The following is a 24,908-nucleotide window of genomic DNA, read 5'->3' on the forward strand; positions in this document are numbered from 1 at the left end:
TTTTTAGAAAAGTAATGCTTGATTGTTATTACCACATATGCTATATTATTTCATGGTGTTAATACACACGCTCATTGATTTAAACAGATGGTGCTGTTAATGACAGTTTCTGTTTAGAAATGAAGTGAGCGGAGGAAAACAAACCATTAGGAGGAAAAAAATCATGTCAGTAATTTCTATGAAGCAATTGCTTGAAGCTGGTGTACACTTTGGACACCAAACACGCCGTTGGAATCCAAAAATGAAGAAATATATCTTCACAGAGCGTAACGGTATCTATATCATTGACCTACAAAAAACAGTTAAAAAAGTTGAAGAAGCTTATAACTGGGTTAAGGACCTTGCTGGTAACGGCGGAACTGTACTTTTTGTTGGTACAAAGAAACAAGCTCAAGATTCTGTTAAAGAAGAAGCAGGCCGTTCTGGTATGTACTATGTTAACCAACGTTGGTTAGGTGGTACACTAACAAACTTTGAAACAATTCAAAAGCGTATTGGCCGCTTAAAAGATATTGAAAGAATGTCAGAAGACGGTACTTTCGAAGTACTACCTAAGAAAGAAGTAGTACAATTGAAGAAGGAACAAGAACGTCTTGAAAAATTCCTAGGCGGAATTAAAGACATGAAACAACTTCCAGATGCACTATTCATCATTGATCCTCGTAAAGAGCGTATCGCTGTTGCGGAAGCTAAGAAATTAAACATTCCAATCGTTGGTATCGTTGATACAAACTGCGATCCAGACGAAATCGATGTTGTTATTCCTGCGAATGACGATGCGATCCGTGCGGTTAAGCTTTTAACTGGTAAAATGGCTGATGCAATCCTTGAAGCAAAACAAGGTGAAGAAGTAGCTGTTCAAGCTTAATTTAAGTGATTGAATGAAAAGGTGATAAGAGGGAGACCCTTTATCACCTTTTTTTAAGAAGGTTTTTTTAAGAAAGTTTTATATTAGCTGTCATTGGCTAAGATATGGATACATAGAAAAATAAAGGAGGAATTTACATTATGGCAATTACTGCTCAAATGGTAAAAGAATTACGTGAAAAAACTGGTGCAGGTATGTTGGATTGTAAAAAAGCATTAACTGAAACTAATGGTGATATGGAAAAAGCAATTGACTTCTTACGCGAAAAAGGAATTGCATCTGCGGCTAAAAAAGGTGACCGTATCGCTGCAGAAGGGTTAACATATGTTGTTACTGAAGGAAACAATGCAGTTATCCTAGAAGTAAACTCTGAAACTGATTTCGTTGCGAAAAACGAAGCGTTCCAGGCACTTGTTAAAGAATTAGCTGCACATCTTCTAAAAAACAACCCAGCATCTGTTGAAGAAGCATCTGCACAAACAATGGAAAATGGCGTGACTGTAGCAGACCATATCAATGCTGCGATTGCGAAGATTGGTGAAAAATTAACACTTCGCCGTTTTACAGTTTTATCAAAAACTGATAACGATGCATTTGGTGCTTACATTCATATGGGTGGCCGTATTTCTGTGTTATCTGTTCTTGAAGGTACTACAGATGCAGATGCTGCAAAAGATGTTTCTATGCATATTGCTGCACTTAAGCCGAAATATGTTTCCCGTGATCAAGTTTCACAAGACGAAGTAGAGCACGAGCGTCAAGTATTAACTCAACAAGCTCTAAACGAAGGAAAGCCTGAAAAGATCGTTGAAAAAATGGTTGAAGGCCGCCTAGGAAAATATTTTGAAGATGTATGTGTCCTTGATCAAACTTTTGTTAAAAACCCTGATCAAAAAGTACGTCAATTTGTTGAATCAAAAGGTGCTACAATCCGTGAATTCGTTCGTTACGAAGTAGGAGAAGGCATTGAAAAACGTGAAGATAACTTTGCAGAAGAAGTAATGAATCAAATTAAAAAATAATCTGAAATATTCTTGAGCAAAAGGGAATATTACGAAATAGTTATTAAATAGGGGACACTGTGTGTTCCCTTTTTTAAAAAGTATTAATACATAAATGGAGGTTTATATGAACGGTCCTAAGTACAAACGCGTTGTATTAAAGTTGAGCGGAGAAGCACTAGCAGGTGATGAGAGCTTTGGAATTAAACCTTCTGTGATCAAATCGATTGCTATTCAAGTGAAAGAAATAGCGGAACTTGGTGTCGAAGTTGCTGTTGTGGTTGGCGGCGGTAACATTTGGCGTGGTAAAATTGGCAGTGAAATGGGAATGGATCGGGCAACTGCTGATTATATGGGGATGCTTGCAACGGTAATGAATTCCTTAGCCTTACAGGATAGTTTAGAGCATTTAGGAATTGAATCAAGAGTGCAAACTTCTATCGAAATGCGTCAAGTAGCTGAACCTTATATTAGACGTCGTGCGATTAGACATTTAGAGAAAAAACGAGTGGTAATTTTTGCAGCTGGTACTGGGAATCCATACTTCTCAACTGATACAACAGCAGCACTCCGAGCAGCGGAAATTGATGCTGAAGTGATCCTGATGGCTAAAAATAATGTCGATGGTGTTTACTCTGCAGACCCTCGTTTGGATGCAAACGCAACTAAATATGAAGATTTGTCCTTCCTTGATGTGCTTAAAGAAGGATTAGCAGTTATGGACTCAACTGCCTCTTCATTATGTATGGACAATGATATTCCATTGATTGTATTCTCAATTATGGAGCAGGGCAATATTAAACGCGCTGTTATGGGTGAAAAGATAGGAACAATTGTTAGGGGGAAACATTAATGCCAAAACAGGTCATTGCTGCGACAAAAGATCGTATGACAAAAGCGATTCAGTCATATTCACGTGAACTTGCAAGTATTCGAGCGGGAAGAGCAAGTGCTTCATTATTAGATAGGATTACAATTGATTACTATGGTGCACCAACCCCTGTCAATCAAATGGCTGGAATTACCACACCTGAAGCAAGGCTGATTGTAATACAACCGTATGATAAATCCATTCTTGGTGATATTGAGAAAGCTATTCTCAAATCCGATTTAGGATTAAATCCTAGTAATGATGGAACGGTTATCCGCCTTGCGATTCCACAGTTAACTGAGGAGCGTCGTAAAGAACTGGTCAAGTTAGTTAAAAAGTATTCAGAAGAAGCTAAAGTAGCTGTCCGTAATATCCGTCGTGACGGAAATGATGATTTGAAAAAGCTTGAGAAGAACGGTGAAATTACTGAGGATGCTCTTCGCGGTCATTCTGATGATATTCAAAAGCTTACTGACGAGTATATTAGTAAAATTGATCAAATTACAAAAGATAAAGAAAAAGAAATTTTGGAAGTATAATTTATTATAGAACCCTCTGCATAGGGGGTTTTTCACTATTTTATTACGTAAATAATTCCAATTGAGGGATTTTGAAAGTTGTCTGAAAATAATTCTTAATTCCTTTTATTTTACATAAGTTAATTAATAGAGATATCTTAATGCTTTTTTGGTATGATAAAAACATGCTACCCCGAAATGTCCATTACATAACAACACACGCTTCAATGGAATTGATTGATGATTTATTTTCGGAGGAAATGATTAACTAATTAGAGGAGCAATGTCATGTTTAATAAAATAAGGCTTGGGAAGAACCGAAATACCTCTTCCACACTCCGAAATAAAATAGATGAAATAAAAAAATTGCCTGTTCCTGAACATGTGGCGATTATTATGGATGGAAACGGGCGTTGGGCTAAAAAACGGGCATTACCAAGGATTGCTGGTCATCACGAAGGTATGAAAGTCGTCCGAAAAACCACGAAGTTAGCCAATGAACTTGGAATTAAGACGTTAACATTATATGCGTTTTCGACTGAAAATTGGAAAAGACCAAAAAATGAAGTGGAGTATATAATGAGTCTTCCTGATGAGTTTTTAGGTACTTTTCTTCCGGATTTGATTTCAGAAAATGTACAGGTGAAAATGATGGGTTACAAAGATCAACTTCCCCCACATACACTGCGTGCAATTGAAAAAGCTATTGATGATACAAAGGATAACAACGGGTTAGTCCTCAATTTTGCTTTAAATTATGGGAGTAGAGCAGAAATACTTGATGCTGTTAAGAAGGTCTTAAAAGATAGCAAAAGTGGTAAACTAAAAGAGTCAGACTTAGATGATAAGGTCTTTTCTTCCTATCTAATGACCGCCGACTTTTCTGATCCAGACTTATTAATCCGAACGAGTGGTGAAATCCGCTTAAGTAACTTTATGCTTTGGCAGTTAGCTTACTCAGAATTTTGGTTTACCGATGTGTTATGGCCAGATTTTAGTGAGGAACATTTACTGGAAGCAATAGAAACATTTCAAAAACGACAGCGTCGGTTTGGTGGTATATAGTACAACAAAGGTGTTGAAAATTAAATGAAGCAAAGAATCATAACAGGAGTCATCGCAGCTGCACTTTTTTTACCCATCGTTTACTTTGGCGGGTTTCCAATGGTATTGTTAACCTACTTTTTAGCGACGATCGGTTTATATGAATTATTGAAAATGAAAAAAATTAATATTTTTTCTGTAAATGGTGTTTTGACTGTTTTATTTCTTTGGGTGCTGCTTTTTCCTGAGGAGTATTATCACATATTGGATTCCTTTTATTATTCAAAAGTGGAGATATGTATTGCTTTAATTTTTTTGTTACTTACTTTTACAGTCATAACCAAGAATCAATTTACATTTGAAGATGTTTCATTTTCCATTTTGTCTGCTATTTATGTAGGGATTGGTTTTTACTTTTTCTTCGAAACAAGACAAGACGGCGGCCTCGTTTTTATCTTGTATTCTTTATTTATGATTTGGGCTACCGATTCAGGTGCATATTTTATTGGAAAGGCCCTTGGAAAGACAAAGCTTTGGCCGGAAATTAGCCCCAATAAAACAGTGGAAGGATCAATTGGCGGTGTTGTTTGTGCTGTTTTGGTTGCAGTTCTCTTTGCAATCTTTTCTGACATCAATGTCGGTCTCTTATCATTAATGGGAATTACAGTTGTTCTATCTATTTTCGGACAAATTGGTGACTTAGTTGAATCTGCTTTTAAGCGTCATTTCCATGTTAAAGACTCTGGGAATATCTTGCCAGGTCACGGAGGGATTCTTGACCGATTTGACAGCCTATTATTTGTTTGGCCCTTGCTTCATCTGTTTCACCTTTGGGTATAAAGCGTATGTGCTTCACATTTAGGAGTTGACCTTATTGAAAAAGATTAATTTATTGGGTGCGACAGGATCAATCGGCACTCAAACGTTAGATATTATTCGTGAGCATCCATCCGAATTTAGAGTGACAGCTATTTCTGTTGGGAAAAATATTGATTTGGCTCGAAAATTTATTGTTGAGTTTCAACCTGAGCTTGTTTCTGTACAAGACTATCAGGATTGTCATACATTAAAAGCAGAATTCCCTAATATTAAGTTTACATTTGGTCAGGAAGGACTTATTGAGGCTGCCGTTTATGAAAAGGCAGATATCCTTGTCAATGCTGTTATTGGAAGTGTGGGTTTAAACCCAACGCTGCAAGCGATCGAGAGTGGGAAAATCATTGCTATTGCTAATAAAGAAACTCTTGTAACTGCTGGCCATTTAGTAATTGATGCTGCTAAAAGAAATAATGTTCCACTCCTACCTGTCGATAGTGAGCATTCTGCCATTTTTCAAGCCTTGCAGGGGGAGAAAGAAAAAAATATTGAAAGATTAATTCTTACTGCTTCTGGTGGAAGCTTTCGTGATCGAACTCGGCAAGAATTGAAAAATGTTACCGTCGAACAAGCTTTAAACCATCCAAATTGGTCAATGGGAGCCAAAATCACCATTGATTCGGCCTCGATGATGAATAAAGGTTTGGAAGTAATTGAAGCTCACTGGCTCTTTAATATGCCATATGAAAAGATTGATGTACTGCTTCATAAAGAAAGCATCATCCATTCAATGGTTGAATTCCATGATAGCAGTATAATTGCCCAATTAGGTACACCAGATATGCGCGTACCTATCCAATTTGCTCTTACCTATCCCGATCGCTTAGCATTACCTACATCAAAACGTTTGGATTTAGCAAGTATTGGGAAATTGCATTTTCAGGAAATGGATGTTGCAAGATTTCGCTGTCTAGGGTTTGCCTATGAAGCAGGAAAAAAAGGGGGTTCGATGCCTACGGTATTGAATGCGGCAAATGAAGTGGCCGTTGCAGCATTTCTAGCGGGAAAAATCCATTTCTTGCAAATTGAAGATTTGATTGAAAAGGCATTAACTACTCACCAAATCGTGGATCACCCTAGCTTAGCAGCAATCCAAGAGATAGATACAGAAACAAGAGATTATGTACGTTCACTTCTATAAAAAAAGGTGGTTTTAATTTGACTACAGTAATTGCCTTTATTGTGATTTTTGGCGCGCTTGTATTCTTTCATGAATTAGGTCATTTGATTTTCGCAAAAAGGGCAGGTATTTTATGCCGTGAATTTGCCATAGGTTTTGGTCCCAAGGTATTTTCTCATAAAAAAGGGGAAACGACGTATACTATTCGCTTACTACCGATTGGCGGATTTGTCCGTATGGCTGGAGAAGACCCAGAAATAATTGAAATTAAGCCTGGCTATCGAATTGGCCTGTTGTTTGATAAAGATGAGAAAGTAAATAAAATCATCCTGAATAATAAAGAAAAATTTCCTAACTGCCGAATTGTTGAAGTGGAATATGCAGATATAGAAAAAGATTTAATCATTAAAGGATTTCCTGACGATGAGGAAGAGGAATTAAAAACATTTACCATTGACCCAAAAGCAGTCATTGTAGAAAATGGGGTCGAATCACAGATTGCTCCCATTGATCGTCAATTTGGTTCAAAAACATTGGGGCAACGAACAATGGCTATTTTTGCTGGACCAATGATGAATTTTGTACTTGCATTCATTGTATTTATTATTATTGCTTTTATTCAAGGTGTTCCTACGAATGAACCTAAGTTAGGTGAAATCACTCCTGAAGGAGCAGCAATGGCTGCAGGTCTTAAAAAGGGCGATTTAATACAGACAATCAATGGTTCAGAAATAACTAGTTGGTCTGATGTTGTGGAAGTTATTCGGAAAAACCCAAATGAAAAACTCGATTTTTCAATTCGCCGTGACAACAAGGATTTAGATATCACGGTAACCCCGATTGAAAAAACGGTGGAGGGAAAGAAAATTGGACTGATTGGTGTATATAGTCCAGTTGAAAAATCACCCATTCAAGCGGTAAAAGCAGGATTCACAGAAACCTATTTCTGGACTAAGCAGATTTTTGTGATGGTCGGTAAATTAGTTACGGGACAATTTTCAATCGATGCTCTATCTGGTCCGGTTGGTATTTACCAAGCTACTGATTCTGTTGCTAAATCTGGAATTTATTATTTAATGAAATGGGCCGGGATTCTAAGCATTAACTTAGGAATTATGAACTTATTACCTATTCCTGCTCTTGATGGCGGCAGATTGATGTTTTTTGCTGTTGAAGCTGTCAGAGGAAAACCGATTGATCGTCAAAAGGAAGGAATGGTCCATTTTATTGGATTTGCCCTCCTCATGCTGCTCATGCTAGTCGTAACTTGGAATGATATTCAAAGGTTCTTCCTGTAATATATAAATATTAATGATTAATGGGGCCGTCTATACGGTCCCTTCATTTGTTTTCAGGAAAACTATTTTACCTAAAATGGAGAATTTTTTCTGTCGAATAAAGACGAATCCATTCAACTCATATGATATAATTATTTTTTGACGAAATAAAAATTTAATGATTTTTAATAGATGGGAGAGAGAAAGATGAGCGAACATGCCGACGGCAAAAAAGAGCGATTCCAACTCTTGCTCCAGCAGCTGCAATTAATCGAGGATGCTGTTGTAGTGCATTTCAACAATGCGCAAATAGATAGGCTTTTAGTTGAAAAAAAGAATCGAAAGTGGCATTTTCAATTTTCACTCGAAAATATCCTTCCCTATAATATCTACGTTTTGTTTACGACACAACTTGAACGGACATTTTCAAACATTGCCACGATATCGTTCCAAATTAATGTAACAAACCAAACCATTTCATCTGAATTAATACGAGATTATTGGAGTTATAGCATTCAGCAAATCGATGGGATTGCTCCGCCGCTTTTAAAACTTTTACATGAACAACTCCCTGAAGTGAATGGAAATAAACTAACAATTACAGTTCGTAACGATACAGAGGGACTTGCGTTAAAGAGGAAATATGGAGAGATAATCTCAAATATATATCAATCATTTGGATTTCCTAGCCTTTCAATAGAGACGGACCTGAAAAATGTAGAAAAAAGTGATGAATACCAACAATTTTTACTTGCTAAGCAAAAAGAAGATCAAGAACGCGGACTGCAGGCAATGGTTGAATTGCAGAAAAAAGAAGCTGAAAAAGATCAAGCTTCGGGTGATTTGCCATCTGGACCACTTACTATTGGTCTTACGATTAAAGATAATAACGACTTCCGCAGTTTGATTGATATTGTTGATGAAGAAAGAAGAGTAGCAGTGGAAGGTTACATCTTTGATGCTGAGATTCGTGAACTCAGGAGCGGCAGGTCGCTGTTAACCTTTAAAATAACTGATTATACAAGTTCCATCATGGTAAAAATGTTTTCACGAGACAAAGAGGACGCCGCTCTCTTCCAACTAGTCAAGAAGGGGATGTGGGTAAAGGTTCGAGGAAGCATTCAAAATGATACCTTTGTCCGAGACCTTGTCATGATAGGAAATGATATCAATGAAATCAAACCTGCAGGTCGTAAGGATACGGCTCCTGAAGATGAAAAACGGGTTGAGCTCCATCTTCATACCCCGATGAGTCAAATGGATGCTGTCACACCTGTAAGTGCGTTGATTGCTCAGGCAAAAAAATGGGGGCATAAAGCGATTGCCGTTACCGATCACGCTGTTGCCCAATCCTTTCCTGAAGCATATGGTGCAGGGAAGAAAAATGATATTAAAATTCTCTATGGCGTTGAAGTAAACTTAGTAGATGATGGGGTCCCAATCGCCTATAATGATGCGCACCGTCAGCTTACCGAGGATACTTATGTCGTTTTTGACGTTGAAACGACGGGTCTCTCAGCAGTGTACAACACTATTATCGAACTAGCTGCTGTAAAAATACATGATGGAGAAATCATTGATCGATTTGAATCCTTTGCCAATCCACATCACCGATTATCGGCAACAACAATCAATCTCACTGGAATAACGGATGACATGGTCCAAACGGCTCCGGAAATAGAAGAAGTTCTTCGGAATTTTAGAGAATGGGTCGGAGATTCTGTCCTTGTTGCCCATAATGCTTCCTTCGATATGGGTTTCCTAAATGTCGGCTATAAGAAAATAGGCTTTGATAAAGCAAATAATCCTGTTATTGATACGCTTGAACTAGGACGCTTTCTGTATCCAGAGATGAAAAACCATCGGTTAAATACGCTGGCAAAGAAGTTCGATATTGAATTAACCCAGCATCACCGGGCGATTTATGATGCGGAAGCCACTGGTTATTTACTTTTGAAAATGTTAAAAGATTCATTAGAAAAAGGAATCGAATATCATGATCAATTTAATGATAATATGGGTAAAGGCAATGCTTACCAACGTGCACGTCCCTATCACTGTACATTATTAGCTCAAACCCAAGCAGGTTTAAAGAATCTGTTTAAACTTGTATCCATTTCTCATCTTGAATACTTTTATCGCGTCCCACGATTGCCTCGATCTGTTTTACAAAAATACAGAGAAGGGATTCTTGTTGGCTCCGGATGCAATAAAGGGGAAGTATTTGAAGGGATGATGCAAAAGTCTCCAGAGGAAGTGGAAGGCGCTGCCCGCTTTTATGATTACATTGAAGTCATGCCAAAAGAAGTCAATGCACCGTTAATTGAAATGGAATTAGTGAGCGATGAAAAAGCAATGGAAGACATTATTGCGAAAATCGTTAAATTGGGAGATAAATTAGGTCTTCCAGTTGTTGCCACAGGGAATGTCCATTATCTTAACGAAAATGATAAAATTTATCGCAAAATATTAATTAATTCGCAAGGGGGAGCGAATCCGCTCAACCGTCATCAACTTCCAGATGTTCACTTTAGAACAACCAATGAAATGCTTGATGCCTTTTCATTTTTAGGAAAAGAGAAAGCAAAAGAAATTGTCGTCACGAACACAAATAAAATTGCTGATATGATTGAAGTTATTAAACCAATTAAAGATGATTTGTATACACCGAAAATTGAGGGTGCCGATGAAGAAATGCGCGAAATGAGTTACGGAATGGCACGGAAGATTTACGGTGACAACTTGCCTGAAATTGTTGAAGCCCGGTTAGAAAAAGAACTGAAAAGTATTATTGGACATGGATTTGCCGTTATTTATTTGATTTCACACAAGCTAGTTAAAAAATCATTAGATGATGGTTACCTTGTAGGTTCCAGGGGATCTGTCGGCTCATCACTGGTTGCAACGATGACAGAAATTACGGAAGTAAATCCACTGCCGCCACATTATGTATGTCCAACCTGTAAGCATTCAGAGTTCTTTAATGATGGATCAGTTGGGTCTGGGTTTGATTTACCTGATAAAGATTGTCCGCAATGCGGCGGTAAATACCATAAAGACGGACACGATATTCCGTTCGAAACGTTCCTTGGATTTAAAGGGGATAAGGTTCCCGATATCGATTTAAACTTCTCTGGTGAGTACCAGCCGCGTGCCCATAACTATACGAAGGTTCTTTTCGGTGAGGAATATGTTTATCGTGCTGGGACAATAGGCACGGTTGCCGATAAAACAGCTTTTGGTTATGTGAAGGCATATCAGCAGGATAACAATCTTCAACTCCGCGGTGCCGAAGTGGAACGATTAGCTTCGGGATGTACTGGAGTTAAAAGAACAACGGGACAGCACCCGGGGGGGATTATCGTAATCCCTGATTACATGGATGTTTATGATTTTTCACCGATTCAATTCCCAGCTGACGATAGAAATTCAGAATGGAAGACAACTCATTTCGATTTCCATTCCATCCATGATAATGTCTTAAAGCTTGATATTCTAGGGCACGACGATCCTACAGTCATTAGGATGCTTCAGGATCTGAGCGGAATGGATCCAAAAACAATCCCAACCGATGACCCTGAAGTTATGAAGATATTCAGCGGCACCGAGTCATTAGGTGTAACTGAACAACAAATCATGTGTAAAACGGGTACACTGGGTATTCCAGAGTTTGGGACTCGATTTGTTCGTCAGATGCTTGAAGATACAAAACCAACTACTTTTTCTGAACTAGTGCAAATCTCAGGTCTGTCTCATGGTACCGATGTATGGCTTGGGAATGCTCAGGAATTAATTCATAATAAAACCTGTAATCTGAGTGAAGTAATTGGCTGCCGGGATGATATCATGGTCTACCTTATTTATCAGGGATTGGATCCTTCCTTTGCTTTTAAAATTATGGAATCCGTTCGTAAAGGTAAAGGGTTAAGTGAAGAAATGGAAGCTGAGATGAGGAAAAATGAGGTTCCGGAATGGTACATCGACTCCTGTAAAAAGATCAAGTATATGTTCCCTAAAGCTCACGCGGCTGCCTATGTACTTATGGCAGTTAGAATTGCCTATTTCAAGGTTCATTTGCCGCTCCTATATTATGCCGCTTACTTTACTGTACGTGCTGAAGACTTTGATATTGAAGCGATGTCGCGCGGTTCAGAAGCAATTCGTGCTAAAATTGAGGAAATTAATGCTAAAGGCTTGGAAGCATCAAACAAAGAGAAAAACTTATTGACGGTATTAGAACTAGCATTAGAAATGACAGAAAGAGGCTTTGTATTCCAAAACTATGATTTATATAAATCTTCTGCCTCTGAATTTATCATTGAAGGCAATTCCTTAATACCGCCATTTAATTCGATTCCAGGTCTTGGAACAAATGCTGCCTATAATATTGTCAAAGCTCGGGAATCAGGAGAGTTTTTATCTAAAGAAGATTTGCAGCAGCGCGGAAAAGTATCTAAAACTATCCTTGAATATTTGGACAAACAGGGGTGTCTCGCATCCCTTCCAGAGCAAAACCAGTTATCGTTGTTTTAAATAGGAAAATACTTGACAAACGGCGAAGCTATTTGCATAAAAATGATGGTTATGGTATAGTTTTATTGGAAATACTAAGAAATACTCTCGTGAACAAGAGTGGGGAAACCCGCTCTTTCCTTTTTGTATACGACTTTTTTTCTTAGTATAACTTGATAAAACTTTCCGTGAACTACATACAATATGGGTGAAATTATCGGAAAAGGAGGTAAAGCATGAGCAAGGTAACGGAAGTTGTAGAAGAATTGGCTGCACCTATTTTTCAAGAACTTGGTTTAGAATTAGTGGAAATTGAGTATGTGAAAGAAGGGAAAAGTTGGTTTCTACGCGTATATATCGATAAAGACAACGGTGTTGATATTGAAGATTGCGGACTCGTTAGCGAAAAACTCAGCGAAAAACTCGATGAGCTTGATCCGATTCCCCATAACTATTTTCTTGAAGTTTCTTCACCTGGGGCAGAGCGTCCATTAAAAAAAGATAAAGACTTTCAAAAAGCAATCGGTAAAAATGTTTTTATCAAAACTTATGAACCAATCGATGGGGAAAAAAGCTTTGAAGGGACCTTATTAGAATTTGATGGACAACTTTTAAAAATTGAAATGAAAATAAAGACCCGTAAGAAGACGATTGAACTTCCCTATGAAAAGGTAGCAAATGCGCGTTTAGCAGTTACATTTTCGTAATGAAATTATTGGAAAAAGATAGGGGGATACACAAAGATGAGCAGCGAATTATTAGATGCTCTTACTATACTGGAAAGAGAAAAAGGTATTTCCAGAGATGTTATCATTGAAGCAATTGAAGCAGCCCTTGTTTCGGCGTATCGCCGAAATTTTAATCAGGCACAGAATGTAAGGATTGATTTAAATTTACAGACAGGATCGATGCGTGTTTTTGCTAGAAAAGAAGTCGTCGATCAAGTATTTGACCCTCGTCTTGAAATTTCCTTAGAGGATGCTAGACAAATCTCACCAAATTATCAAGTTGAAGATGTTGTCGAAATGGAAGTCACTCCTAAAGATTTCGGACGGATTGCTGCTCAGACCGCTAAACAAGTTGTTACCCAGCGTGTTAGAGAAGCAGAACGAGGAATTATTTATTCAGAATTTATTGACCGTGAAGAAGATATTATGACTGGTATTGTTCAAAGATTGGACTCCAAATTTATTTATGTAAGTCTTGGGAAAATCGAGGCCTTACTCCCAGTGAATGAGCAGATGCCCAATGAACGGTATAAACCCCATGATCGAATCAAAGTATTTATCACAAAAGTTGAAAAAACAACCAAGGGTCCCCAGATATTTGTTTCACGGACACATCCAGGCCTCTTAAAACGTCTGTTTGAGATTGAAGTACCTGAAATTTATGATGGAACCGTTGAAATTAAATCAGTTGCTCGTGAGGCAGGAGACCGCTCGAAAATCTCTGTTCATTCAGATAATCCCGAGGTAGACCCTGTTGGTTCTTGTGTTGGACCAAAAGGAGCAAGGGTTCAAGCGGTTGTTAATGAATTAAAAGGTGAGAAAATCGATATTGTTAAGTGGTCAGCGGATCCTGTTGTTTTTGTGGCAAATTCTCTTAGCCCGTCTAAAGTTTTAGATGTTATGGTGAATGAAAATGAAAAAGCAACTACTGTTGTTGTTCCTGATTATCAACTTTCATTAGCAATTGGTAAACGGGGACAAAACGCCCGCTTGGCAGCAAAATTAACAGGCTGGAAAATTGATATTAAATCTGAAACAGAAGCACGCGAAATTGGTATCTATCCGCGTGAAGAAACCATTAGGCTTTTTGATGATCATGTTGAAAATGACTTCGATTATGAAGAAGAGCTTGATTAAAAAGTGAGGTGAATGATGAGTGAACCAAAAGAAAAAAGTTCCTTTGCGTAAGTGTGTAGCAACCGGTGAAATGAAGCCGAAAAAAGAACTAGTTCGCATCGTTCGCTCAAAAGAAGGGGATGTATCCATCGATCTGACGGGAAAGAAATCCGGAAGGGGTGCCTACCTTTCAAAGGACAAGGAAGCAATCTTACTTGCCAAGAAAAAAAATACCCTATCTAATCACTTACAGGTTTCTATAAATGATTCGTTATACGAAGAGCTACTTGAGCTTATAGAGAAGGAGAATTGACAATCCAAATGAAAGATAATCAATGGATGTCATTGCTTGGCTTGGCCAATCGAGCACGTAAAATCATATCAGGTGAGGAGCTAACCGTGAAGCAGATTCAAAGCGGAAAAGCACGACTCATTTTATTATCAGCAGATGCTTCTGCAAATACGACAAAAAAAATTACTGATAAGTGTAATTCGTATGAGGTTCCATATAAATTTGTGGAAAATCGTCATCTTCTTGGCCAAGCGATTGGCAAGGAAGCCCGCGTTGTTGTAGCTGTACTGGATGATGGCTTTGCAAAAAAAATGGTAACGTTGCTCGATTAAATCTAGCGGGGGTGAAAAGATGAGTAAAATACGTGTATATGAATACGCAAAAAAACACAACATTTCAAGTAAAGAAATCATCACTAAACTAAAAGAAATGAATATAGAGGTCTCTAATCATATGGCAACAATAGAAGACGCAGACGTTAAAAAGCTTGATGAAACATTCAGCAAAAAAGAGAACAAGACATCACAACAACAAGAAAATAAACAAAATGGACAACAGTCGCAACGAACTAATTCACGTCCAGTTCAAGGGCAGCAACGTCAAAACCAAAGACCTGCTCAATCCACACAGCGACCACAAGTACAAACCAAAACGGCTAAAGCATTTGAGGAAGCGGCAGATAATAATGTTGCTCCAACAAAAGTTAAAGTGGTCTCTCCTCCAAAATCAGGAGATGGAAAGAAACAAAATCAGGAATATCAATCAAAAGAAAATAAGGTCTTTAATAATGCTGATAAAGCAAAGTCTAAGCCTTATAATAACAACCAAAACCGCAATAATAATAATAATAATAAAAATAAAAAGAAAAATCATACGCCAGTTCAACAAACACAGCCACAGAAGAAAAAAGAGAAGGAACTTCCAGCTAAAATTACTTTTAGTGAATCTCTAACAGTTGGCGAGTTAGCGAAAAAGATCTATCGTGAGCCTTCGGAAATTATTAAAAAGCTCTTTTTACTTGGAGTAATGGCAACAATTAACCAGGTATTAGATAAAGATGCGATTGAATTAATTGCAAGCGAGTATGGTGTTGAGGTTGAAGAAGAAATTAAAGTGGATACAACAGACCTTGAAGTATACTTTACTGAGGATTTAGAGGATTCTCTTGTAGAAAGACCTTCTGTCGTAACAATTATGGGTCACGTCGACCATGGGAAAACAACCTTGCTTGACTCCATTCGTAACACAAAGGTAACAGAAGGAGAAGCCGGGGGAATTACTCAACATATTGGTGCGTACCAAGTTGTTGAAAACGGCAAAAAAATTACCTTCCTTGATACTCCAGGACACGCTGCCTTTACGACAATGCGTGCACGTGGAGCTAAAATTACGGATATTACCATTCTTGTCGTAGCTGCTGATGATGGTGTAATGCCACAAACGGTTGAAGCGATTAACCATGCAAAAGCTGCTGAGGTTCCAATTATTGTCGCAGTGAATAAAATGGACAAAGAAGCTGCCAATGCGGACCGTGTAATGCAGGAATTAACAGAACATGGGTTAGTTTCTGAGGCTTGGGGCGGGGATACTATCTTTGTTCCCCTATCTGCAAAAACAGGTGAAGGTATCGATAACCTATTAGAGATGATTCTTCTCGTTAGTGAAGTAGAAGAGTATAAAGCTAATCCAGATAGAAAAGCAGTCGGAACAGTCATCGAGGCACAATTGGATAAAGGGCGTGGATCTGTAGCCACATTATTAGTCCAAAACGGTACATTAAAAATCGGTGATCCAATCGTAGTTGGTAACACGTTCGGTCGTGTACGTGCGATGGTAAATGACAAAGGCCGCCGTGTGAAAGAAGCAGGTCCATCCACACCAGTTGAAATAACTGGACTTAATGATGTGCCGCAGGCAGGGGACCGTTTTGTCGTATTTGAAGATGAGAAAACTGCACGACAAGTCGGGGAAGCTCGTGCTCAATCTGCATTAGCTGCTCAACGTGGAGAAAAATCCATTGTTAGCTTAGAAACTCTTTTTGATCAATTGAAACAGGGCGAAATGAAGGACTTAAACATCATCCTGAAAGCAGATGTTCAAGGCTCTGCGGAGGCTGTTGCTGCTTCATTGCAAAAAATAGATGTTGAGGGAGTAAACATTAAAATTATTCATAGTGGTGCGGGTGCCATTAATGAATCTGATATTACCCTTGCTGCAGCTTCAAATGCCATTGTTATTGGTTTTAATGTTCGTCCAGATGTTAATGCCAAACGGGCAGCAGAGGCTGAGAAAGTAGACGTTCGTCTTCACCGTATTATTTATAAAGTTATCGAAGAGATTGAAGCGGCTATGAAAGGTATGCTTGATCCTGAATTCCAAGAGAAGATTATTGGTCAAGCAGAGATTCGTCAAACTTTCAAGGTTTCAAAAGTTGGGACGATTGCTGGTTCATATGTTACAGATGGTAAAATTACCCGTGACAGTGGAATTCGTCTAATTCGTAACGGTGTTGTAACCTTTGAAGGTAATATTGATGCGTTAAAACGATTTAAGGATGACGTAAAAGAAGTATCACAAGGGTACGAATGTGGAATTACCATTAAAAACTTTAATGATGTGAAAGAAGGAGACATCATTGAAGCTTATGTAATGGAAGAAATTGAACGTAAATGATCATCGGTGCTGCTGAATGCGAATGTATAATTTATGATGCGCATTCTTTAAAAGAGAAACGAGCGGTTTTGCAAAGAATCCTAACTCGCTTAAAACAGAAATTTAATGTTTCTGTAGCTGAAGTAGGTTTTCAGGATGTGTGGCAGCGAACGAAAATTGCGATCGTTGTCGTCACTTCCACTCGTGTAAACACGGAACATGAGTTGAATAACGCGTTAAAATTAATTGACTCCTTTCCAGAAATAGAGAGAACGATCACCGAGATTGAATGGCTTTAAGTTAAGAGGTGAATGTGATGAGCCACAGAGCAAATCGTGTTGGAGAACAAATGAAGAAAGAACTTGGTGACATCATCGGTCGTAAAATAAAAGACCCACGGATTGGTTTTGTTACGGTTACCGATGTCGAAGTAACAGGTGATCTACAACAGGCTAAAGTATATATTTCCGTATTAGGTGATGAAGAACAAAGGGAAAATACTTTAAAGGGCCTAGCTAAAGCGAAAGGCTTTATTCGGACCGAAATTGGCCACCGAATCCGCCTTCGAAAAACCCCTGAGATTATCTTTGAATGGGATGAATCAATCGATTACGGGAATCGAATTGATACACTTCTTCACCAACTGCATAAGGATGAAAAGCCTTTAGAAAATAGGGAAGAAGAATAACTGGATAGACATATGTCTATCCTTTTTTTGATTGGAGGTTTTACAGTGGAAGGAATTCTACCTTTATTTAAACCAGCGGGACTAACATCCCATGATTGTGTCTTTCGGTTACGGAAGATATTAAAAACAAAAAAAGTGGGGCATACGGGCACATTAGATCCCGACGTCACAGGTGTACTTCCGATATGTATTGGAAAAGCAACTAAAGTGGCCGAATATATTACGGATGCAGGTAAAGCATACGAGGGAGAAGTCACTATTGGTTATTCAACAACAACGGAAGATGCGTCAGGAGAAACAGTTGCCCAAAAGCCAGTAACCAGGGTTATTCAACGGGAAGAAATTCTTAAAGTTTTAAAGTCACTAACTGGTGAAATTGAACAAACACCGCCAATGTTCTCGGCAGTAAAAGTTGGTGGTGTCCGACTGTATGAATACGCGCGAAAAGGAATCGAGGTCGAAAGGCCAACTCGAAAGGTAACGATTTATTCAATCGACCTATTAGACGATCGATCTGAATATATCGGTGAAACGATAAAATTTAAGTTTAGAGTCAGTTGTAGTAAAGGAACGTATATTCGGACCTTAGCCGTAATGATTGGTGAAATGCTTGGCTATCCAGCACATATGTCCTACCTGGAAAGAGTTCAATCAGCTTCTTATTCCTTAGAGGACTGCTTAACGTTTGAAGAGATTGAAAAACATATGGAAGCTGGAACGATTTCGAGTGTATTAAGGCCTCTAGAAACTGCACTTTCTCATTTGCCGAAACTCCAAATTAATGATAAAGTAGCAGAGAAAGTGAAAAATGGCGCATTATTACAAATGCCTGAACATTTAAAAACTAGTAACGGACCGATTATCGTTGAAACTGTAGTTGGACTGGCTCTTGCTATTTATTCAAAGCATCCTAACAAGCCTGACCTCTTTAAACCAGTTAAAGTGCTACGAAATGATTTAGATTAAAAGGTACGGTATAGAAAAGGTGAGTTTCTTTTGGAAGTAATTAGGCTTAGATTCCCATTTAATAATGCAATAGATGAATATCCGCCTCTCTCAATGGCGTTAGGCTACTTTGATGGTGTTCACCGTGGACATCAACAGGTAATTCTCGAGGCTAAAAAGCAAGCTAAAGAAAAAGGAATATGCAGTGCGGTGATGACATTTGACCCGCATCCTTCTGTAGTATTAGGAAAAACAGATAATCAAATTAAGTATATTTCCCCATTAACTGAAAAAATAAAGATAATTGAAGAGCTAGGAATTGATTATTTATTTATTATTCATTTTAGTGTGGAATTTGCTAATCTGCTGCCACAGGAATTTATTGACCAATGTGTGATTAGCCTGAACGTAAGGCATGTGGTCGCTGGCTTTGACTTTACCTATGGACGAATGGGAAAAGGAACAATGGAAACATTACCCTTTCATTCTAGAGATAAATTTTCTTTTTCGGTTGTTCCAAAATTTACACAAGGTGATGAAAAGGTAAGTTCAACTAGAATTCGCAAACTGCTTAAAGAAGGCAGGACCAATGAACTCTATTCACTTTTAGGCCGATATTATACAACATCAGGCATCGTCATCCATGGTGATAAACGAGGCCGGACGATTGGTTTTCCTACTGCGAATGTAGATTTAAATGATGATTATATTATGCCGCCTGTTGGTGTTTATGCCGTTCGAATGAAGGTACATTCAAATTGGTATGCTGGCGTATGTAATATTGGCTATAAACCTACATTTAATAAGGATGCACTCCTACCTTCCGTGGAAGTCCACTTATTTGATTTTAATGAAAATATCTATGGTGAAGAAGTGATTATTGAATGGCATCTCCACTTACGTAATGAACAAAAATTTTCAGGAATTCAAGAGCTGGTCGCGCAAATTGAACGAGATAAGCAAAATTCACTCAATTACTTTAACAAATAAGCTAGGTTATCGGTTACTATAGCCAAGTTGATTGGAGCAGGAGGCTCCCGGGAGTGCCCGTGATCCGCTCGCGCCTGAAGAGGAAATCAGACATTCTTCTTAATTATCGTCTTAAAAGGTGTTTTTCCTACAATAAACTTCGTTATATCCTTGCTTTTTGGCGTAAAAAGTTGTATTCTTATTAACGTATTAAAAATAACCTCTACTTGGCAAGACGAATCACCAACGCTTGCTCGGTATCAGGGGATTTGTAAAATTTAGGAGGTGAATTCGGATGGCAATCACTCAAGAACGTAAAAATGAACTTATCAATGAGTTTAAAACTCATGAAAGCGACACTGGATCTGCAGAAGTTCAAATCGCTGTCCTTACAGAATCAATCAACAATTTGAATGAGCACTTACGTACTCATAAGAAAGATCACCACTCACGTCGCGGTCTTTTGAAAATGGTTGGTAAACGTCGTAATCTTTTAACATTCCTACGTAACAAAGATGTTCAACGTTACCGTGTGTTAATTAATAAGCTTGGTCTACGTCGTTAGTTTACAGAAGCGGGATTATTCCCGCTTTTTTATTAGGCTAAAAAAGCTTACAGCTAAAAAAAAGAATTTTTTATACATATTTTTAAGTCAGGACTTTTTTGTGCATACTAATAAGGTGATTTGCATTGATAATATAAGCTTTTTAAGCTTTTTAATATTAGTTTAGAATGATGATTACAGCGAGGGTAGAAATTTTCGCTTCATCCTCCTAAGTGATTTAGATAGAGAGGGGTAAAAATATGGAACAATTGAAACATGAGTATTCCATTGTTTGGGCAGGTCGTAAATTAACCGTCGAAATTGGACAATTAGCCAAACAGGCAAACGGTGCTGTCCTAGTTCGTTATGGGGACACAGCAGTATTGAGTACGGCAACAGCATCAAAAGAACCTAAAAACTTAGACTTTTTCCCATTAACTGTTAACTATGAAGAACGTTTGTATGCAGTTGGTAAAATTCCAGGGGGCTTCATTAAACGTGAAGGCCGTCCAAGTGAAAAGGCAATCTTAGCAAGCCGACTGATTGACAGACCTATTCGTCCACTATTTGCTGATGGGTTCCGTAATGATGTTCAGGTTATTAGTATTGTCATGAGTGTGGATCAAGACTGTTCAACAGAAATGGCTGCAATGTTTGGTTCTTCATTAGCACTAAGTACTTCGGATATCCCATTTGAAGGACCGATTGCTGGCGTGGTTGTTGGTCGGGTGAATAATGAATTTGTCATTAATCCAACCGTTGAGCAAGCTGAAAAAAGTGATATACATTTAACAGTAGCCGGTACGAAAGATGCCATTAATATGGTTGAAGCAGGGGCATTAGAGGTTCCTGAGGAAACCATGCTTGAAGCGATTATGTTTGGTCATGATGAGATTAAGCGCCTCATTGAATTCCAAGAGAAAATTGTCGCTGAAATAGGCAAGCCAAAAAGAGAAATAACTCTTTATGAGATTGATAAGGACCTCGAGGCTGAAGTGAGGGAAATGTGTGAAGCTGATATGGTAAATGCTATTCAGGTTCAAGAGAAGCATGCCCGTGAAGATGCCATTAAAGAGGTGAAAAACCGAGTAATTGCTAAATTTGAAGAACAAGAAGCAACAGATGAAGATCTGAAACAAGTTAAGCAAATATTGGACAAGATTGTTAAAGGTGAAGTCCGCCGTTTAATTACAGTTGAAAAGGTTCGTCCTGATGGCCGTAAAATCGATGAAATCCGTCCGCTTTCTTCACAGATTAGTATTTTACCTCGTACACATGGTTCTGGTCTGTTCACACGTGGTCAAACTCAAGCGCTCAGCATTTGTACTCTTGGGGCAATGGGTGACGTACAAATTCTTGATGGTCTCGGTATTGAAGAAGAGAAACGCTTTATGCACCATTATAACTTCCCTTCCTTCAGTGTTGGTGAAACAGGTCCAATTCGTGGTCCGGGTCGTCGTGAAATTGGTCATGGTGCACTTGGAGAGCGTGCGCTTGAACCAATTGTACCGTCTGAGAAGGATTTCCCATACACCATTCGTCTTGTATCTGAAGTGCTTGAATCCAATGGTTCTACGTCACAGGCAAGTATTTGTGCAAGTACATTAGCGATGATGGATGCTGGAGTGCCGATTAAAGCACCTGTTGCCGGAATTGCAATGGGTCTCGTTAAATCAGGTGAACACTATACCGTATTATCAGATATCCAAGGAATGGAAGATCATCTTGGAGATATGGATTTTAAGGTGGCAGGTACAGCTAAAGGGGTTACTGCCCTTCAAATGGATATTAAGATTGAAGGACTATCCCGTGAGATATTAGAAGAAGCACTTCAACAAGCAAAAGTTGGCAGAATGCATATTTTGGATTCAATGTTAGCCACTATTTCTGAACCAAAAGCAGAGCTTTCACAATTTGCACCAAAAATCTTGACGATGAAAATCAATCCAGATAAAATTCGTGATGTTATTGGACCAAGTGGAAAACAAATCAATAAGATTATTGAGGAAACTGGTGTTAAGATTGATATTGAGCAAGATGGTACAGTATTTATCGCCTCAACAAATCAAGAAATGAACCAAAAAGCCAAGAAGATCATCGAAGATATTGTTCGTGAGGTCCAAGTAGGTGAATTGTATCTTGGTAAGGTGAAACGAATTGAAAAATTTGGAGCTTTCGTAGAAATCTTTGCTGGGAAAGATGGTCTTGTGCATATATCTGAACTTGCCGAAGAACGTGTTGGTAAGGTCGAGGATGTTGTAAAAATAGGGGACGAACTTTTAGTTAAGGTAACTGAAATTGATAAACAAGGTCGTGTGAACCTTTCCCGAAAAGCTGTTTTAAAAGAACAACGTGAAAAGGCAGAAGAAAACAAATAGTAAGAGTTTAGAATGATGAGTCAGGGTCCTTACCCTGGCTTTTTCAATTTGTTAAACTTGTTCCTTTTTTCTTCTTATAATAGCATTAGTTGTATTAAACCGACAGTTCTACCTTGTCCTTTCTTTACATAATCTTTATGGAAAGGGGGAAAGTTAGATGAAAAAGGTTTATTTCATTATAATCATATGTGTAGCCGGATGGATCGCGGTAAGTAATCCATTTGTTAGCAAATATTTATCTTTTAAAATGGAATCATCTTTGCCAGCAGTAAAAGAATCAGACCCTCTTTATCAAAGCATTATTAAAAATGCTCCTACATATGAAATATCGCCTAAAGATGCAACTATAGACAGGGTCTGGAAAGCAATTCCAGGCTATAATGGACGTGAGGTTGACATTGCTGCATCATATAAAAATATGAAAAGCAAAGGTGTTTTTAATGAAAAGAAACTCGTCTTCACCGAGATTAAGCCTAAGGTGCACCTTAATGATTTACCGCCATCCCCTATTTATAAAGGGAATCCTGATAAACCAATGGTAGCTTTTATTATTAATGTGGCCTGGGGCAATGAATATTTATCAGAAATGCTTGCTACATTAAAAAGGCAAAATGTTTCGGTTAGTTTTTTTCTGGAAGGAAATTGGACTAAGAAAAACCCTGAACTCGCTAAATTGATCGTTACTTCTGGCCATGAAGTCGGTAATCATTCTTATTCTCACCCTGATATGAAGCAATTAACAGCTAGCAGGGCCAGAGAACAAATTCAAAAAACCAACGAAATTATTGAAGCTGCTACCGGTAAGAAATGTATTTGGTTTGCCCCGCCTAGTGGCAGTTATCGGGATGAAACAATAAAAGTGGCTGCTGAATTTAAAATGAAGACGGTTATGTGGACGGTTGATACGGTTGATTGGAGAAAACCATCTCCAGATCAGCTGATTTCCCGTGTCATGTCAAAAATTGATAATGGTTCAATGGTTCTTATGCATCCAACTGAGTCTACTGCAAAATCACTTGATCGCTTAATCACTCAAATTAAACAAAAGGATTTAAAAATCGGAACAGTTTCTGAGTTGATGAGCGAAGAAAGAGTGGAGTAATTTTAACGTAAGAAATACTGGAAATTGGAGAAAATACAACATTATAAGTATAATGTAAGATGGAGAAGTAGCTGCGTTTGTTTATAGACTGGAGGAAGTCGATGATTAATAAATACACTTGCCAAAATGGCGTAAGAATTGTTTTAGAAAATATTCCTACCGTACGTTCGGTTGCAATTGGTGTTTGGATTGGTACTGGTTCAAGAGATGAGAACCCCGAGAACAATGGGATATCCCATTTTCTTGAGCATATGTTCTTTAAAGGCACCACCACGAGATCTGCAAAGGAAATAGCTGAATCCTTTGATAGCATTGGCGGACAGGTGAATGCATTTACATCTAAGGAATATACATGCTATTATGCTAAAGTTCTTGATACACATTCCCAATTTGCACTAGATGTGCTCGCAGATATGTTCTTCAATTCCACATTTGTGGAAGAGGAATTAAACAAAGAGAGAAATGTAGTTTTAGAAGAAATAAAAATGTATGAAGATACCCCTGATGATATCGTTCATGATTTATTGAGCAGGGCTGTTTTTGGAGACCATCCATTAGGCTATCCGATTCTAGGGACTGAAGAAATACTTAATACATTTACTGGAGAAACTCTTAAAGAATACATTCATGAGAGATATACTCCAGAAAATGTGGTCATCTCAATTGCAGGAAATGTTACTGATGCATTTATTAAAGAAGTTGAAAAGTATTTTGGTTCCTATAAAGGTGGTAACAGTCAAGTTACTGAAAATATTCCTACTTTTCATTCGAATCAAATCTCGCGGAAAAAAGAAACAGAACAGGCCCATTTATGTATAGGTTATGAAGGATTAAAGGTCGGCCATGAAGATATTTACAGCCTAATTACTTTAAATAATATTTTAGGCGGCAGTATGAGCTCAAGATTGTTCCAAGAGGTTCGCGAACAACGGGGCTTAGCGTATTCAGTATTCTCATACCATTCTGCTTACCAAGATAGTGGTATTGTAACAGTATACGGTGGAACTGGTGCGAAGCAGCTGAATGTATTATTTGATACCATTCAAGAAACACTTAATACATTGAAGCGAGATGGAATTACTGAAAAGGAATTAACGAATAGCAAAGAGCAGCTAAAAGGCAGCTTGATGCTAAGTCTTGAGAGCACAAATAGCCGGATGAGCCGGAATGGAAAAAATGAACTTTTATTAAAACGTCATCGTTCACTTGATGAAATAATTGAACAGATTGATTCGGTTACAAAAAACGGAGTCGATGAAATGGCAAGAAATATCTTTACAGATAAATATTCTGTCACTTTGATAAGCCCAGACGGAGAATTTCCTAATAAACTTGCATGAAAAGAAGAGGTATTCCATTTAGATGGATACCTCTTTTTATATAGGAAAACTTCACCACTAAGTTCTG

22 protein-coding genes are annotated in these 24,908 nt (G+C 38.1%); all 22 read left to right on the plus strand.

The window, feature by feature from the left end; translation table 11 throughout:
- The first annotated feature begins 163 nt into the window (after positions 1–163).
- The 22 genes from rpsB to AC4QJR_RS09015 all read left to right on the plus strand — a co-directional run bounded on the left by rpsB (position 164) and on the right by AC4QJR_RS09015 (position 24,841).
- Positions 164–868 (plus strand): 30S ribosomal protein S2, encoded by a 705-nt coding sequence (gene rpsB / locus AC4QJR_RS08910; protein ID WP_098571684.1) that lies wholly within the window; start codon positions 164–166, stop codon positions 866–868.
- A 140-nt stretch (positions 869–1,008) separates the two neighbouring features.
- Positions 1,009–1,890, plus strand: a complete 882-nt coding sequence (gene tsf, locus AC4QJR_RS08915) for a translation elongation factor Ts (protein ID WP_098571685.1) — start codon at positions 1,009–1,011, stop codon at positions 1,888–1,890.
- A 106-nt stretch (positions 1,891–1,996) separates the two neighbouring features.
- On the plus strand, positions 1,997–2,722 hold the full coding sequence (gene pyrH / locus AC4QJR_RS08920) for a UMP kinase (protein ID WP_098571686.1): 726 nt from the start codon (positions 1,997–1,999) through the stop codon (positions 2,720–2,722).
- Entirely contained in the window at positions 2,722–3,279 is a 558-nt protein-coding gene (gene frr, locus AC4QJR_RS08925) for a ribosome recycling factor (RefSeq protein ID WP_098571687.1), read from the plus strand. The genes pyrH and frr overlap by 1 nt, the downstream gene beginning before the upstream one ends.
- 267 nt (positions 3,280–3,546) lie before the next feature.
- The gene (gene uppS / locus AC4QJR_RS08930; protein WP_496525920.1) at positions 3,547–4,323 is read left to right on the plus strand and encodes an undecaprenyl pyrophosphate synthase; all 777 of its coding nucleotides are present in this window, start codon (positions 3,547–3,549) and stop codon (positions 4,321–4,323) included.
- A gap of 24 nt (positions 4,324–4,347) precedes the next feature.
- Positions 4,348–5,142 (plus strand): phosphatidate cytidylyltransferase, encoded by a 795-nt coding sequence (locus AC4QJR_RS08935; protein WP_098571689.1) that lies wholly within the window; start codon positions 4,348–4,350, stop codon positions 5,140–5,142.
- A gap of 34 nt (positions 5,143–5,176) precedes the next feature.
- Complete coding sequence (dxr, locus tag AC4QJR_RS08940; RefSeq protein WP_098571690.1) at positions 5,177–6,319, plus strand: 1-deoxy-D-xylulose-5-phosphate reductoisomerase; 1,143 nt, start codon at positions 5,177–5,179, stop codon at positions 6,317–6,319.
- A gap of 17 nt (positions 6,320–6,336) precedes the next feature.
- Complete coding sequence (gene rseP / locus AC4QJR_RS08945) at positions 6,337–7,596, plus strand: RIP metalloprotease RseP (RefSeq protein WP_098571691.1); 1,260 nt, start codon at positions 6,337–6,339, stop codon at positions 7,594–7,596.
- A gap of 186 nt (positions 7,597–7,782) precedes the next feature.
- Positions 7,783–12,108: a PolC-type DNA polymerase III gene (locus tag AC4QJR_RS08950; protein ID WP_496525921.1), complete on the plus strand. Its 4,326-nt coding sequence runs from the start codon at positions 7,783–7,785 to the stop codon at positions 12,106–12,108.
- A gap of 215 nt (positions 12,109–12,323) precedes the next feature.
- Positions 12,324–12,794, plus strand: a complete 471-nt coding sequence (gene rimP, locus AC4QJR_RS08955) for a ribosome maturation factor RimP (protein ID WP_098571693.1) — start codon at positions 12,324–12,326, stop codon at positions 12,792–12,794.
- 36 nt (positions 12,795–12,830) lie between these two features.
- Positions 12,831–13,952 (plus strand): transcription termination factor NusA, encoded by a 1,122-nt coding sequence (nusA, locus tag AC4QJR_RS08960; RefSeq protein ID WP_098571694.1) that lies wholly within the window; start codon positions 12,831–12,833, stop codon positions 13,950–13,952.
- Between the two features lie 19 nt (positions 13,953–13,971).
- Positions 13,972–14,244: an RNase P modulator RnpM gene (rnpM, locus tag AC4QJR_RS08965; protein ID WP_098571695.1), complete on the plus strand. Its 273-nt coding sequence runs from the start codon at positions 13,972–13,974 to the stop codon at positions 14,242–14,244.
- 8 nt (positions 14,245–14,252) lie between these two features.
- Positions 14,253–14,555, plus strand: a complete 303-nt coding sequence (locus AC4QJR_RS08970; protein ID WP_098571750.1) for a YlxQ family RNA-binding protein — start codon at positions 14,253–14,255, stop codon at positions 14,553–14,555.
- Between the two features lie 19 nt (positions 14,556–14,574).
- Complete coding sequence (infB, locus tag AC4QJR_RS08975; RefSeq protein WP_496525922.1) at positions 14,575–16,896, plus strand: translation initiation factor IF-2; 2,322 nt, start codon at positions 14,575–14,577, stop codon at positions 16,894–16,896.
- Entirely contained in the window at positions 16,893–17,174 is a 282-nt protein-coding gene (locus AC4QJR_RS08980; RefSeq protein WP_098571697.1) for a DUF503 domain-containing protein, read from the plus strand. Before infB ends, AC4QJR_RS08980 begins: the two co-directional genes overlap by 4 nt.
- A 17-nt stretch (positions 17,175–17,191) precedes the next feature.
- A complete protein-coding gene (gene rbfA, locus AC4QJR_RS08985; RefSeq protein WP_375374799.1) occupies positions 17,192–17,563 on the plus strand; it encodes a 30S ribosome-binding factor RbfA in 372 nt (123 codons plus the stop codon).
- A 45-nt stretch (positions 17,564–17,608) separates the two neighbouring features.
- Complete coding sequence (truB, locus tag AC4QJR_RS08990) at positions 17,609–18,529, plus strand: tRNA pseudouridine(55) synthase TruB (protein ID WP_496525923.1); 921 nt, start codon at positions 17,609–17,611, stop codon at positions 18,527–18,529.
- A 30-nt stretch (positions 18,530–18,559) separates the two neighbouring features.
- On the plus strand, positions 18,560–19,498 hold the full coding sequence (gene ribF, locus AC4QJR_RS08995; protein ID WP_496525924.1) for a bifunctional riboflavin kinase/FAD synthetase: 939 nt from the start codon (positions 18,560–18,562) through the stop codon (positions 19,496–19,498).
- Positions 19,499–19,772: 274 nt separating this feature from the next.
- Positions 19,773–20,042, plus strand: coding sequence for a 30S ribosomal protein S15 (gene rpsO, locus AC4QJR_RS09000; RefSeq protein ID WP_026566475.1), 270 nt, complete (start codon positions 19,773–19,775; stop codon positions 20,040–20,042).
- 239 nt (positions 20,043–20,281) lie between these two features.
- A complete protein-coding gene (gene pnp, locus AC4QJR_RS09005) occupies positions 20,282–22,399 on the plus strand; it encodes a polyribonucleotide nucleotidyltransferase (RefSeq protein WP_496525925.1) in 2,118 nt (705 codons plus the stop codon).
- 157 nt (positions 22,400–22,556) lie between these two features.
- Positions 22,557–23,501 (plus strand): polysaccharide deacetylase family protein, encoded by a 945-nt coding sequence (locus AC4QJR_RS09010; RefSeq protein ID WP_496525926.1) that lies wholly within the window; start codon positions 22,557–22,559, stop codon positions 23,499–23,501.
- Between the two features lie 101 nt (positions 23,502–23,602).
- A complete protein-coding gene (locus AC4QJR_RS09015; RefSeq protein WP_098571703.1) occupies positions 23,603–24,841 on the plus strand; it encodes a M16 family metallopeptidase in 1,239 nt (412 codons plus the stop codon).
- The last annotated feature ends 67 nt before the right edge of the window (positions 24,842–24,908 follow it).

Source organism: Neobacillus sp. BP17 (genome assembly GCF_059579525.1).

Coding starts and splice junctions, on each gene's coding strand:
- rpsB (WP_098571684.1), top strand. CDS start 164: ATGTCAGTAATTTCTATGAAGCAATTGCTTGAAGCTGGTGTACACTTT.
- tsf (WP_098571685.1), top strand. CDS start 1,009: ATGGCAATTACTGCTCAAATGGTAAAAGAATTACGTGAAAAAACTGGT.
- pyrH (WP_098571686.1), top strand. CDS start 1,997: ATGAACGGTCCTAAGTACAAACGCGTTGTATTAAAGTTGAGCGGAGAA.
- frr (WP_098571687.1), top strand. CDS start 2,722: ATGCCAAAACAGGTCATTGCTGCGACAAAAGATCGTATGACAAAAGCG.
- uppS (WP_496525920.1), top strand. CDS start 3,547: ATGTTTAATAAAATAAGGCTTGGGAAGAACCGAAATACCTCTTCCACA.
- AC4QJR_RS08935 (WP_098571689.1), top strand. CDS start 4,348: ATGAAGCAAAGAATCATAACAGGAGTCATCGCAGCTGCACTTTTTTTA.
- AC4QJR_RS08950 (WP_496525921.1), top strand. CDS start 7,783: ATGAGCGAACATGCCGACGGCAAAAAAGAGCGATTCCAACTCTTGCTC.
- rimP (WP_098571693.1), top strand. CDS start 12,324: ATGAGCAAGGTAACGGAAGTTGTAGAAGAATTGGCTGCACCTATTTTT.
- nusA (WP_098571694.1), top strand. CDS start 12,831: ATGAGCAGCGAATTATTAGATGCTCTTACTATACTGGAAAGAGAAAAA.
- AC4QJR_RS08970 (WP_098571750.1), top strand. CDS start 14,253: ATGAAAGATAATCAATGGATGTCATTGCTTGGCTTGGCCAATCGAGCA.
- infB (WP_496525922.1), top strand. CDS start 14,575: ATGAGTAAAATACGTGTATATGAATACGCAAAAAAACACAACATTTCA.
- AC4QJR_RS08980 (WP_098571697.1), top strand. CDS start 16,893: ATGATCATCGGTGCTGCTGAATGCGAATGTATAATTTATGATGCGCAT.
- rbfA (WP_375374799.1), top strand. CDS start 17,192: ATGAGCCACAGAGCAAATCGTGTTGGAGAACAAATGAAGAAAGAACTT.
- rpsO (WP_026566475.1), top strand. CDS start 19,773: ATGGCAATCACTCAAGAACGTAAAAATGAACTTATCAATGAGTTTAAA.
- pnp (WP_496525925.1), top strand. CDS start 20,282: ATGGAACAATTGAAACATGAGTATTCCATTGTTTGGGCAGGTCGTAAA.
- AC4QJR_RS09010 (WP_496525926.1), top strand. CDS start 22,557: ATGAAAAAGGTTTATTTCATTATAATCATATGTGTAGCCGGATGGATC.
- AC4QJR_RS09015 (WP_098571703.1), top strand. CDS start 23,603: ATGATTAATAAATACACTTGCCAAAATGGCGTAAGAATTGTTTTAGAA.